This window comes from Acinetobacter sp. YH12045 (genome assembly GCF_013419925.1).
In the GTDB taxonomy this organism is placed as follows: domain Bacteria; phylum Pseudomonadota; class Gammaproteobacteria; order Pseudomonadales; family Moraxellaceae; genus Acinetobacter; species Acinetobacter amyesii.
Window position 1 is genome coordinate 98,116 of the sequence record NZ_VOZE01000005.1, and the last position, 13,450, is coordinate 111,565.

The following is a 13,450-nucleotide window of genomic DNA, read 5'->3' on the forward strand; positions in this document are numbered from 1 at the left end:
GTTAAGGCACCTCCATTGGTTTCAGCTGGGTCTCTTCAGGCAATTTTTCTTCTTGTTGCTGTCCCTGAATTTGGCGTCGCTTATATTCAGAAATATGTTCGCCATTTAGGGTTTCAGGCGCAATCAATGCAGGGATGAGGTGTGCATTTGGATCCGCTGATTCGCCACCATATTTGGTTTCAGGTAAATTTTCAGGGTTATAAGGTTGAACACTGATAATTTGACCTTCTTTATCCTTTTTCAATAGCAACGATTCATATAATGGGTTGTCTTGAATTTGCTGCGCAGTTTTGTAGGTATAGTCATAGATTGGTGTAGCAAAGACCATATATCCCACAAGCGCTGTTAATAGTAGATAAATGGTCTTGTCATTGCGTAGCGGAGCCTTATTCGGCAAAGCCTGATAACGTTGATATTCTTCAGTATCAATATCATCTTCTGGACGAGATGAACGCCAGAAAAGTACAAAACCAACGCGGGTAAATGCCATGATACTGAGTAAACTCACCAACAAAACAATTATAATAATCATGATTTGGTAAGGTGAATTGGCTGTTGCTTGTAAGATAAATACTTTACCCAAAAAGCCGCTAAATGGTGGTAGACCAGCCATCATCAACGCAATGATGAAATAGCAGACAGCAACTGTATTATGCTGTTTCATGCGGGGCGCAATTTTAAAATGATCTTTAAATTCGCCGCGTTGTGAGGTAATCCAACCCGATAGAATATAAAAAGCTGCACCAATAATGGTACTGTGAATCAGGTAATAAAGTCCTGCAGCCCATGCATCCGTATTAAAGAGTGAAATCGCAACCAATATTGTGCCGATAGAAGACAAAATCATAAAACCGACAAAACGACGTAAACGATCCGTTCCGATAGCACCATAGGCACCATAGAGCGAGGTTACTAAGCCAATCGGTAATAGCCACTGCTGTAAGATTTCACGGCTAATCCCATCGTCAAACACAGTGCCATTAACACGGAGAATGGCATAAATGCCGACCTTGGTCATAATGGTGAACAAGGCTGCGACAGGAGTGGTTGCCACAGCATAGGTCTTCGGTAACCAGAACCCTACAGGCAGCATTGCTGCCTTGATGCCAAAGACGGTAAACAGTAACAATGCACCAGCTACAGCAATACGATGTTGATCCGCTTCAAGCAAATGCATAAGTCGTGCAACATCTGCCATATTTAAGCTACCTACACTGCCATAAATCATCCCGAGTCCAATCAGGAAGAGGGCAGAGGCAAATAGGTTAATGGTGACGTAATGAATACCCAATTGAAAACGTGCTTTGCCTTGGCCGTGTAAGAGCAAAACGTACGATGCCATCAACAGGATTTCAAAGAACACAAACAGGTTAAATAAATCGCCTGTCAGGAACGCACCACACAAACCCATCAGTAAGAAATGGCACATGGCATGGAAATAACGACCACGCTCGTCCCATTCTTTGCTGGCAAACCACATCACTGGCACAGCAAGTCCATAGGTCAGCACCAACATGAAAGCTGAGAGTCGATCTAGGACTAAGACAATACCAAACGGTGCAGCCCATTCACTCAGGTTATAAACCAAGACTTGGCCAGAGCTGGCGATCATCAAATAACTGATAGATGTGATCAGCCCAAGGATGCCAGAAACATAGCTGATTCCACGCCGCCAAGGTTGTCGCCAGTCATGTGCCAACGAGCCAGAGCCGGGGTTGCCCAACAGGACTAAAATAAATGCAGTAATTGCAGGAATTAAAATACTGAAAATCGGGCTGTGGGTAGTCCAAAATTGGATGAAGTCATGCATTATGGCTCATCCTCCCGCGGGTCAATTTGCGGTATTTCTTCTTTGGAGTCCACATGATCTGTTCCGGTTTCATAGCGGCTACGCAGAGCCAATTGTACGATAAAGGCAGTGGTCGCAAAGCCAATCACAATGGCGGTTAGGACCAAGGCTTGTGGTAAAGGATCGGTCGCTTTGGTTGTTTCCGTTAACACAGCCGGTGCGTTGATATGAATACGCCCCATGACAAATAAAAATAAGTTGACGGCATAGCCAATCATGGCTAAACCCAGCACGACAGGAAAGGTACGTGCCCGCAAAATCAGGTATACCCCTGTTGCGGTCAGTAAGCCAATGGCTGAAGCGAGTAAAAATTCTAAACTAATCATCTTATTCGCCTCTTGGAACTGGACCAGACATACTCGAGTGACGCGAGTCGCCTAAGACGGAAATCATTAACATCGTCGCGCCCACCACGGTGATGTAGACACCTGTGTCGAAGAGGGCAGCGGAGGCAAGGTGCATTTCACCTAAAATGGGTGGTGAGACATAGATATGAGCACTGGTCAGGAATGGGCGGCCCCATAGCCAAGCAGCGATCCCTGTCAAACCCGCAATGGTTAAACCAATACCAATCCACACTTCATATAAGCGACCTGATTTTGCACCAATCAATTGTTCGGCACGGTCTTGACCGAGCGCGATATATTGAATCACTAAGGCTAAAGAGGTAATTAAACCTGCAATAAAGCCACCGCCCGGTAAGTTATGACCCCGTAGGAAAATATACAGACTGACCACCAAGGCCAAAGGCAAAATCCAAGATGAGGTAATACGGAACATCAGTGGCGACGGATTAAAACGATAGGTCAGACCTTGCGTAATGGTGGTGCCATGAGCACGCATACCATCCATCATGCATAGCGTACCAATTGCAGCAATTCCCAGTACGGTAATTTCACCAAAGGTATCGAAACCACGGAAGTCCACCAAGATCACGTTGACCACATTGGTACCACCACCAAGTGGGATAGACTGCTGCATGAAGAACCATGAAATGGAATTGTGATCACGGGTCATGATCAACCATGAAATCCATGCAATCCCTAGACCTGCAATAATCGCAATCAATGCATCTCGCCAACGACGTGACACGCTCGACTCATAAGGGGTGAGCTGTGGTAATAACGATAAGCTCATGAGTAAGAGCACGGTGGTCACCACGTCAACAGTAATCTGTGTTAACGCCAAATCGGGAGCGGAGAAACAGATAAACACCATGGTCACAACCAGACCGACTGCACCACTGATGAGGACGGCTTTAATCCGTTCATGGTGGAACCAAAGCATCATCCAACATGCAGAGAATAATAATAGCCACAGAACGATCGCGATGACCGGTGCATGTACCAGTTCACGACTGCCTGTGCCGATGCCTTGCAGCCAAAATGGAACGATGACGATGGCTACACTAAAGATTAAAATCCACAATACATAGCTTTGTAATTTGCCATTTTCAGTAAAGCGACGGAATTTTCTTGAGCTGAGTAAAAGATATTTTAAAAATAAGTCGAACAGCACTTTACCTTGCAAACGACCCAAAAATGGATCTAAGTCGATCCGGCGTAATTTGCCGCCCTTTGCCAATGCGAAGTAGAAAATTAAACCACCCAATAGTGCTATTACACTCATCAAAAGCGGTGCATTTAAACCATGCCAAATCGCTAAATGTGTACCTTCAAACGCAGGGTTTTGAATACTCGCACGTGCTGTGCTGTTGACTATATGCTCAACCAATAGGGCAGGGAATAATCCAACTAAAATACATAAAGCAGCCAGTAATGTTGCTGGTGCGCGCATACCAAACGGTGGTTCATGTGCTTCTTTATTGGGAATTTCTTTCCCCAGTGGACCATCAAAAAACACCCCGTGAACTAAACGTACTGAATACGCGACAGCAAAGATACCGGCAAAGGTGGCAATGATGGCTGATACGATCATCACAGGCCCAGTCAGATTGGCTAAAAGCTCAGTAAAGAACATCTCTTTAGAGAGGAAACCATTGGTTAATGGGACACCTGCCATAGAGGCCGCAGTGATCATGGTTAGCGTTGCGGTAAACGGAAGTAATTGCCATAAACCAGAGAGTTTTCGTAAATCACGTGTGCCTGATTCGTGGTCAATAATCCCCGCGATCATAAATAGGGCTGCTTTGAAGGTCGCATGATTAATGATATGGAAAATGGCAGCCGCAACTGCAAGGGGAGAACCGATCCCCAGTAAGCAAACGATCAGACCTAAATGGCTGATGGTGGAATAGGCCAAAAGCCCTTTTAAATCTTCTTTGAAAATGGCAAAGAATGCTGCCATACATAAGGTAAATAAGCCAATAAAGGTGACCAAGTTGTGATACAACGCAGCGCCTGCAAAAATCGGTAATAAGCGTGCAAGCAGGAAAATTCCGGCTTTTACCATCGTGGCAGAGTGTAAATAGGCCGAGACGGGGGTCGGTGCCGCCATAGCATTTGGCAACCAAAAATGGAAAGGGAACTGCGCACTTTTAGTAAATGCTCCCATTAAAATTAATAAGAGTGTGGGCACAAAAAGCGGATGCTGCTGAATTTGGCTACTCATCGTTAGGATTTGATCAATCTGATAGGTGCCCGTGATTTGCGCCAACAGAACAAAACCACCCAGCATACATAAACCACCCATACCTGTAATGGTCAAAGCCATTCGAGAGCCACGCTGAGCTGCGTCGTAATTGCTCCAATAACCAACCAAAAGGAAAGATGAAATGCTGGTAAGTTCCCAGAAAATAAGCAATAAAATTAAATTATTAGACAATGAAATGCCGAGCATGGCAGCCATGAACAGCATCAATAAAAAATACAGTTTACTGAGCGAATTCTTTGGACTTAAATAATAGTAGGCATAGATATAAATTAAGGTGCCGATCCCGGTAATGAGCAGGGAAAACAATAAGCCCAGTGCATCAAGACGGAAACTGAAATCAATGCCAACTTGAGTGAGCCATGGCCATGTTTGAATGATGGTTTTGCCATTAAATACATCTTGAGCCTGACTCAATAATAAAACTAAACTGCTGAGGCTGACGCCAATCGCCCCTAAAGCTGTTACCCCGCGAGAGAATTGCTTCAACCACGAGACAAGTGTTGTGCCTAGTATTAACGGTAACAATATAATAATCGGTAGCACACTCGTATCCATTGTCATGATTAGGCGGTGAAACCTAGGTGTATTTCATCTTTCAAGGATTACAGGACAGCAAAGAGCAGTCCAAAAATTCAATCTTGAAAGCCATGTGTGTCAAAAAAAATTAAAAACAAGCTGTGTTGCGCAACTCGTGAAGCGATAGCAATTTCCGATGTTACTATGAAAATTGCAAATAAAACCGATCATATTACATGCGTAAAACAACATCAATCTTTTTTATGACCCACTTACACATTATACGCCTGACGAAACTGTCTAGACATCTATTGCGGCCTTATTGCTGAATATTTAAACATCGAGGCTATGGATTACACTCAGTCAATCAACCTCAGTATTTTTAACTCAGCGGTTGGATCGTAATGTCCTGATCACCCCGCTGTGATAAAGCCCTTACCAATTCTTGTTGCTGTTGCTCGGTCAGTTGTGTCTGGATTAACTGCAACATGTGCTGGGTGATATCCGGATTATTCAGCGGCTCATTTAATTCAATCTCTTCAGTTTTAGGTGGAAGCGATGGTTTAGATCCGAGTTGCAACTGCTGATAAATTTGATCATAGGTTTCTTGTAGTTTTTCAGGCTGAATCTCACTGAGCTTTTTATTCTGTAATTGTAAGCACTGAAAGCGAGAAGCCTGTTCCATCAGTTCAGGACGGTTGCCGCTGGCAATGATTTGGAGTCGTGGAAACGCTTGATTTAAACGGGTCAAAATCACTTGAGTCATGTTTTGATCGAGTTGGTGGTCTATGGCGTCGATCAATAAAATACCGTCACCTTCTTGGCATGGATATAAGCTATGAGGATTGAGTAGACAGAGGCGACGCACAATATCACCAATTAAGGCCACAAGGTTGCGCACACTATTTGACAGCTGTTGAAATAACATGTCTTTGCCTTGATAGCAGACCATTAACTGTAATTTGGGGTGATATTGCAGATAAATATTGGTCACATCGGGCAACACGGTCTCTAAAGCTTGTTTTAATGATCTGAGTGACGGCGCGTGTAGATCGGCCTGAGCTTGTGCTAGTTTTTGCCCAAAAAGTGGCGTGTCTGATGCGTTGGATGTATCTGCTTGGGTTTTAGGATGTAATAAATTTTGAATTAATTCGGCACTTTGCGCATTTTCGATGTCGGATATTTCTCGGAACCACTCAAAAAAACGAATAAACGTGGTAAAGGGAATGGCCGAGATTTCATAGGCATGTGAAGTCTGAAAAATAGCAGGATTGTTTTTATTAAGAATATTCACATCGTTGACGAAGCGTTCAGCAGGGTAATAAGCAATGAGCGGCAATCCTTGTAACGGATCAGCTTTGAGGGCTTTTTGATACAGTGCAACCATCGATTCTAATTGCTGTGTTTCGGCCTTACTGAGGCCGACGCCTTGACTGTTTAAGGTTTTGTACAATTGCCATGAACAACATTGTGGGTCTTGGTCTTGTTGATCACTTGAAAGCTGAAATGAGCCAATGTCTTCGGGAAAACTGACTTGAATATCAAGTTTCGATTGCAGGCGATTTAACATGATGTCTTGATCGAGCATCACCACGCCTGCGGTGCGTAAATCTTTATAACGTGCAGCGAACCAAGTGAGGGCCTGATAACTAAAGCGTAGTAGGGAGGTTTTTCCAGAACTTTGATCACCCAAAATTAAGGTGATCGGCAGATCGTGGTAATTAAAATTGAGGGTGATATCAGTAAAATGAAGGGTGTGCTTGAGTTGGATCGATTGTAATTTCATGGTGCACCTTTTACTGATTTATTGTTTATTCACCTTTTTCATCATACTAGCTGACCGCTTGTGCCAAAGATTTGGGCATTTGACGTTTTAAGTGCTGCATCAAGTCATAAATATGATGGATATTTAAACTTACTTTAGCACGTGTGCAAGCCACGTAAAGTAACCGTAACTCTTCGTCACTAATTTTATAATCTTTATCGTTGAGCTTAAATTGGTAGTCATCTTCAATATGTACCCGATCCCATTCTAAACCTTTGGCTTTATGGGCGGTCGAGATGATGTAGTCGGCTTGATCAATCGGGGTGATTTTCGCCAGCGCCTTTTTCAGTGGGTCAGTACCGTGGTCATCGACCAACTTCACTAGCGGTTTAATATCGCTGCCGTCATTGGTTTCACAATATTCATGCACATCATGCCATGAGTTAAACCACGCAAGCTCTGGGACATCGACTACGCGCTTGCCTTGCTTGAGCATGGCTGCAGCATCGACAAAACGATTGAGTCGCGCGTGATCTGCTTGCAGGCTAACTTTTTCGCCCTTAACCAAACCCGCCAATAACAGTTCCATCGCACGTGCATTGGTACGACATAAAATGGCATCGCGCATCTTGGTATGTGGTTTATTGACCACTTTAGAGTTGAGCTGCGGATTACCCAATAAAGGCACGGTTTCGTTCAATGCGCCCAGTAGAGCATTGGCATTCAAGGCAATTTCTTCACCAAAACGGAAAGACGTGGTTAAACGGGATTCGGGTAAAGGGAGTTGCTGCATGGCATTGACTGCGCCACGCCATGCATAAATTTGTTGATGCGCATCGCCAACATAGATGACTTGGGTATTCCGCTGTTTCAGTAAAATCCCTAGCATTAGCGGGTCAGCATCTTGAGCTTCATCGAACAGCACATAATCCGCAGGAATATTCGGTTCAGACAAAGCCCAAAGTTTTAAATAAATATCGTGTCCAATCCCTGCTGCATGGTTCGGATCAATCGACTCTAACCAACGACGTTCAATGGCAGGATATAAATGCTTTTGTAAGCTTTCGATATCGTCAGGATGCAGCCAACTCGGTGCTTGGAGATGTCGTGGGGCAGGGTACTGTGAACTGGTCGAACAGAAATAACTAACAGCATTTGCTACTAGACTCGCCAAACGCGAAGGCATGAGTACATATTTTTCATAACGACCGCCCATCATACGACGTAAGGTGATCGGTTCTAGTCGATATTCTTTGGCAATAAAACTCGGACTTAAACGTGGTAGACGTAGTTTGTCAGTCACTCCACGTGGAACACTACGATAAGCCAATGAGTGGAAGGTTCGACAGTCGACATTTTGATGAAAACGATTCTGTGCTTCGGTGGCAATGGCTTTGTTAAAGGCCAAGTACATGCCACGCCGCTGAGGCATGGCATCACTGATCATTTGCAGTGTGGTTGTTTTACCTGTGCCAGCATAGGCAATCACTTTAAATGATTTACCAAGACGTGCGTTATCTATGGCGGTGGCCTGCTCATAGGTCGCGGTCGGTTTTTTAAGATCTGGCACGGTTGCGTCTTAGTGCTGACGGTTGGCTTTTTCAACCAAACCGGAAAGGCCTTGACGACGAGCGAGTTCGTTAAGTACCAATTGAGGATCAATATCGAAATAACCCAACATCACAATGGTATGGAACCAAAGGTCTGCTACTTCGTAAATCAAATCGTTTTTGTTGTCTTCATTGGCTTCGATTTTGAAATCTTTAGCGGCAATGATGGTTTCAACACTTTCTTCACCGATTTTTTCTAAAATTTTATTCAGGCCTTTATGGTAAAGCTTTGCCACATAAGAGGACTCAGGATCAGCTTGTTTGCGTTCAGCCATCATTTTACCTAAGTAGTCGAGTACTTCGACTTGCTCAGATTGCGCATTGGATGCATTCATCGCAAGGGTATGCGGATTTGCTGATTTTACACCATAAATTGCAGCAGGATCTTTCAATTGCGCATCGACAATTTCCCAGCCATTGGCAGTAAGCTTGCGGTAGAAGCATGACTCACGGCCGGTATGGCAGGCAATGCCGCCATGCTGTTCAATTTGTAGCACAATCACGTCAGCATCACAGTCCAAACGGATTTCATGTACGGTTTGGAAATGGCCAGATTCTTCACCTTTATGCCATAACTTATTGCGTGAACGTGAAAAGTACACCGCTTGATTTTTTTCTGCAGTTTGCGCCAACGCTTCACGGTTCATCCATGCCACCATCAATACGCGCCCGCTTTGATGATGCTGTGCAATAGCAGGCACTAAGCCTTGTTCGTTAAATTTTACTTCATCGAGCCATTGCAGGTTGTTCATGAGGATTTCACCAATTCAAAAATCAAAAAATAAATGCCGCAGCATTTGAGCAGCACTATAGTGTAAGCCATCAAGAGAATGATGGGGAGTTAATTCTTAATCAAATTTTAAATTGCGCAGTTCAGCCGCAGAATCATCTGCAGGCTTTCGGGCAATGTCAGCATAATTCATGTGCCCAAATGCACCCGTTTTTAAGCCGGAAATCGTAATCGCCATTTCTTTGCGGAAAAACGGCAGCTGATACATAGCACTAAATGAAAAATCACGGAGCGGTGCTGTCCAGCGATGATGTGATTGATAAAAAGGAGTCAGCAAGCGACTAAAAAATTGGTAAAATCGCACGGAGGACAACCGTAGCTGATGATACTCCTGCCAGAGGTTTTGCAGTGAGGAGTCCTGTTGATATTGAAGCAGAGCTTGACTGATGGCCCATGCATCGAGCAAAGCCATATTGGCGCCTTGTCCAAGCTGTGGACTCATGGCATGAGCAGCATCGCCTAATATGCCGATACGACCTTCACCAAGTTTGCACAGCACCACATCACGATAATTGGCAGATAGCCATTGTTGCGGATCATCTGGATGTGGAATCACATGCGCTAACCATTCTGCAACACTAGGCCAGCGTTTCGAAACTTCAAGCAACCATTGCTGCTGTGCGTTCTTGGTTTTTAAGAATCCCTCTAAATCTTCTGTAGGTAGACTCCAGAAAATGCTCGAAAGGCGCTGTTCAGGCTGCGTTGGAATTGCTCCCGTTGGCATCACACCCATCATGATATTGGAACGGTCATAGAACTGATGCAAGATCTGCAGATTGAGTACTTCGCATTCAGGCACGATGATCCACTTCGCCCCCCAAGGATAGGCTTGGTTGAGCTTTTCCCACGCTTTAGGACGTAAATGGCTGGGTGCACCATTGGCGATCAGCACGAGATCAAACTGACGTTGAAAGGATTGATCTGCGGACTGCCCAATTACGTTTATACCCTCACTGGATTCTTGAAGTTCATGCACTTCATGCGCCATACACCACTCAACGTGTTGAGGATATTCACGGACTTTGGATGCGAGGACATGACAGAGCGTGGCACGGTGAATGCCGAGTCCATATGAACGTTCATCGGCTTGACGATAATGACTGTTTATCAGCAAGTCGCCGCCAGCCAGTTGACCTTCCAGACCTGTTACCACAGCACCTAGGCTTAAGGCATGTTCCAAAATGCCTAAATGTTCGAAAACCGCCAGCCCGGCGGGTTGTAATAATAATCCTGCGCCCACAGGTTCAAGTTGTGAGACTTTTTCATATAAGCAGATTTGATGGCCTTGATTAGCAAGCATTGCTGCAGCAGTCAATCCCGCAGTACCTGCACCGACGATGGCAATGTTTTGAGTTTTCATTGTTATAAAAGTTGATTTTATCTCAGCCCAATGTAGCAAAGTTGCCGCATAAAACCCAATAAAAAAAGCCCTCAAAAGGGCTTTTTAAAGGGTGAGTCAGGTCTTACCAATGTTCACCAGGGAATAGGCGAGCATATGCTTTTTGTACCCAATTGAGTTTTTCTTGCTTACCAATAGACGCTGAAGAGCTTGGGAACAGGTTATAACCAATCGACATGAGTTTATTGTTAATGTCAGGAGCAATGGAGTAGGTGATCGAAGCCAAACGGCCCAAATTGGTTGCGACTTTCTTCGGACGTTTCACGATGGCATAGGCAATCAGGTCGGTTGCTTGTTCTGGAGAAAGGGTTGGTACGTATTTATAAATTTTGGTTGGGGCGATCATTGGTGTGCGCACCAATGGCATGTAGACCGACGTGATGGCAATATTATGCGAGTGAACTTCAGCACTTAGGCAACGACTGAAAGCATCTAATGCGGCTTTAGACGCAACATATGCAGAGAAGCGCGTTGCATTGGCCAATACACCAATCGAACTGATGTTGATGATATGACCTTCACGGCGAATCATCATTTTCGGCAGTAAATTCATCACCAAACGTACCGCGCCAAAATAGTTCAACTGCATAGTACGTTCAAAATCATGGAAACGATCAGTTGATTCATGCACGGCACGGCGAATAGAACGGCCAGCGTTATTAATTAAAATGTCAATATGATCGACGGAAGCGAGAATTTGTTGTGCCACAGCATCAATGGATTCCATATCATTGAGGTCACATGGGAAAACATCAGCTTTACCGCCAGTGGCTTCAATTTCAGCTTTTACGGCATCAAGAGTTTCTTTGGTACGTGCAACCAATAGAACATGTGCGCCTGCGTTGGCAAGGCGATGCGCTGTGGTTAAACCGATACCACTTGATGCACCGGTGATTAAAATGGTCTTGCCGTTGACACGGTCAACGAAACGTTTCTCAAGTCTTGAATTCACGATGAGGTTCCCTGTTAAATCAGTTTTATTGTATTCATTTATCGGCCCGACAATGCTATGTGCAGGGCTGTTTTAAGTCAGCGGTATGATAGCGTTTTATTAAAAAAAAGCCATATGATAAGTAATTGATAATAAAATAATATTTAGAGTTTTTACTCTAAATTAAAATCCCTATTTACTCATTTTTTAACACATAAATATGTGAAAGAGAAGTGCTTTTATCCACATCGTTGCAACCTAAAAAAGTCGATTTTCAAGATAAATAAAATTGTAAATAAATATAGAAGCAGGGCCATAGATGCGCAAAATTGAAAGGCGGATAATGTGGGGGTGGTTATTTAATTGAAATGGAAATAAAAACAGGCCTTAAAAATAAGACCTGTGGATTGTGCACTTGTGGTTTAAACAGCAGCTAAGGCTTGCTCTAAGTCGGCAATCAAGTCATCTGCATGCTCGATCCCAATCGATAAACGAACCATATCAACGCTGACACCGGCTGCTTTGAGTTCATCTTCATTGAGCTGGCGATGTGTCGTGGTCGCAGGATGGCAAGCTAAACTTTTGGCATCACCAATATTCACAAGGCGAGTAAATAACTGCAACGCATCGATGAAACGCGTGCCGCCTGCAAGGCCATCTTGAACTCCAAATGAAAGAATCGCAGATGGTTTGCCTTTGACATATTTTTGCGCCAAAGCATGCTGAGGATGGTCTTTTAGGCCAGCGTAGTTGACCCATTTTACTTTTGGATGCGCTTGTAAATATTCCGCCACTTTTTGCGCATTTTCAGTATGACGTTCCATGCGCAGGCTTAAGGTTTCCAAACCTTGTAAGATCAAAAACACATTGTGCGGGCTGATCGCAGCGCCTGTATTACGCAGCGGGACCACGCGCGCACGGGCAATGTAGGCTGCGTCACCTAAGGCTTCGACATAATTGACCCCGTGGTAGCTTGGATCAGGGGTGTTGAGTGATTTAAAGCGTTCAGGGTATTTGCCCCAAGGAAATTTGCCGCTATCGACGATGATGCCACCGATCGAATTACCATGACCGCCAATATATTTTGTGAGTGAGTGCACCACGATGTCGGCACCAAATTCAAATGATTTTTGCAGAACAGGTGTGGCAACAGTATTGTCTACGACTACAGGTATGCCAAATTCATGCGCAATTTTCGAAATTGCTTCGAGGTCAATAATATTGCCCAATGGGTTACCAATAGATTCGACAAAGACCAACTTAGTTTTGTCATCGATGAGGCTACGCAGCGCTTCAGGGTTTTGATAATCAAAGAAGCGAACTTCAATGCCTTGTTTCGGCAGGGTGTGGGCAAACAGGTTATATGTGCCGCCGTACAGGGTCGAAACAGAAGCGATATTGTCGCCCGCTTCAGCAATGGTTTGAATCGCATATGTAATGGCAGCCATACCTGATGCCAACGCCAGTGCGCCTATACCGCCTTCGAGCGCTGCAACACGCTGTTCAAGTACCGCCGTGGTTGGATTCATAATGCGGGTATAAATATTACCCTGAACTTTTAAGTCAAATAAATCAGCACCATGCTGCGTGTTATCAAACGAATATGATGTTGTTTGATAGATCGGAACTGCAACAGCTTTGGTGGTTGCTTCCGGGGTATACCCCGCGTGAATTGCTAAAGTTTCGTCTTTATATGTCATGATTACATCATCTAAGTGAGCTAATTTTTTAAATAGTCTATCATTTATATATATGAATAAAAGTGCTTTATTTATAAAATGAATATCATAATTATTCATATTGTTGAAAAATTTTCAGCTAAAGATGAGCGAAATCATGCTTAAAAACGCATGTTTAAATTTTGTTCGCCATTAAACTTGTAACAATGCATTGAAGGCGTGTGCGAAACCTTATTTTTTCACGACTTTATGCGTATAATAGCCGATTATTTTTTCGCTCAATTGAGCAGGGGCAACT

The 13,450-nt window shown here is 44.0% G+C and carries 9 protein-coding genes; all 9 read right to left on the reverse strand.

The window, feature by feature from the left end:
• Position 1: 1 nt before the first annotated feature.
• The 9 genes from FTU02_RS08515 to FTU02_RS08555 all read right to left on the reverse strand — a co-directional run bounded on the left by FTU02_RS08515 (position 2) and on the right by FTU02_RS08555 (position 13,173).
• Positions 2-1,810 carry a monovalent cation/H+ antiporter subunit D gene (locus FTU02_RS08515; RefSeq protein ID WP_180156721.1) on the reverse strand — a complete coding sequence of 603 codons (1,809 nt, stop codon included), beginning with the start codon at positions 1,808-1,810 and terminating at the stop codon, positions 2-4.
• Entirely contained in the window at positions 1,810-2,175 is a 366-nt protein-coding gene (locus FTU02_RS08520) for a Na+/H+ antiporter subunit C (protein ID WP_078192550.1), read from the reverse strand. Before FTU02_RS08520 ends, FTU02_RS08515 begins: the two co-directional genes overlap by 1 nt.
• A gap of 1 nt (position 2,176) precedes the next feature.
• Positions 2,177-5,017 carry a monovalent cation/H+ antiporter subunit A gene (locus tag FTU02_RS08525; protein ID WP_180156864.1) on the reverse strand — a complete coding sequence of 947 codons (2,841 nt, stop codon included), beginning with the start codon at positions 5,015-5,017 and terminating at the stop codon, positions 2,177-2,179.
• 343 nt (positions 5,018-5,360) lie between these two features.
• Positions 5,361-6,764, reverse strand: coding sequence for an AAA family ATPase (locus tag FTU02_RS08530; RefSeq protein ID WP_180156723.1), 1,404 nt, complete (start codon positions 6,762-6,764; stop codon positions 5,361-5,363).
• A gap of 46 nt (positions 6,765-6,810) precedes the next feature.
• Entirely contained in the window at positions 6,811-8,313 is a 1,503-nt protein-coding gene (locus FTU02_RS08535) for a UvrD-helicase domain-containing protein (protein WP_111884125.1), read from the reverse strand.
• 9 nt (positions 8,314-8,322) lie between these two features.
• On the reverse strand, positions 8,323-9,105 hold the full coding sequence (hisIE, locus tag FTU02_RS08540) for a bifunctional phosphoribosyl-AMP cyclohydrolase/phosphoribosyl-ATP diphosphatase HisIE (RefSeq protein ID WP_180026546.1): 783 nt from the start codon (positions 9,103-9,105) through the stop codon (positions 8,323-8,325).
• 96 nt (positions 9,106-9,201) lie between these two features.
• The gene (locus FTU02_RS08545) at positions 9,202-10,503 is read right to left on the reverse strand and encodes an NAD(P)/FAD-dependent oxidoreductase (RefSeq protein ID WP_180156725.1); all 1,302 of its coding nucleotides are present in this window, start codon (positions 10,501-10,503) and stop codon (positions 9,202-9,204) included.
• A 103-nt stretch (positions 10,504-10,606) separates the two neighbouring features.
• Positions 10,607-11,494: an SDR family NAD(P)-dependent oxidoreductase gene (locus FTU02_RS08550; protein ID WP_180024275.1), complete on the reverse strand. Its 888-nt coding sequence runs from the start codon at positions 11,492-11,494 to the stop codon at positions 10,607-10,609.
• Between the two features lie 401 nt (positions 11,495-11,895).
• Positions 11,896-13,173, reverse strand: a complete 1,278-nt coding sequence (locus tag FTU02_RS08555) for an O-acetylhomoserine aminocarboxypropyltransferase/cysteine synthase family protein (RefSeq protein ID WP_180133240.1) — start codon at positions 13,171-13,173, stop codon at positions 11,896-11,898.
• Between the last annotated feature and the right edge of the window lie 277 nt (positions 13,174-13,450).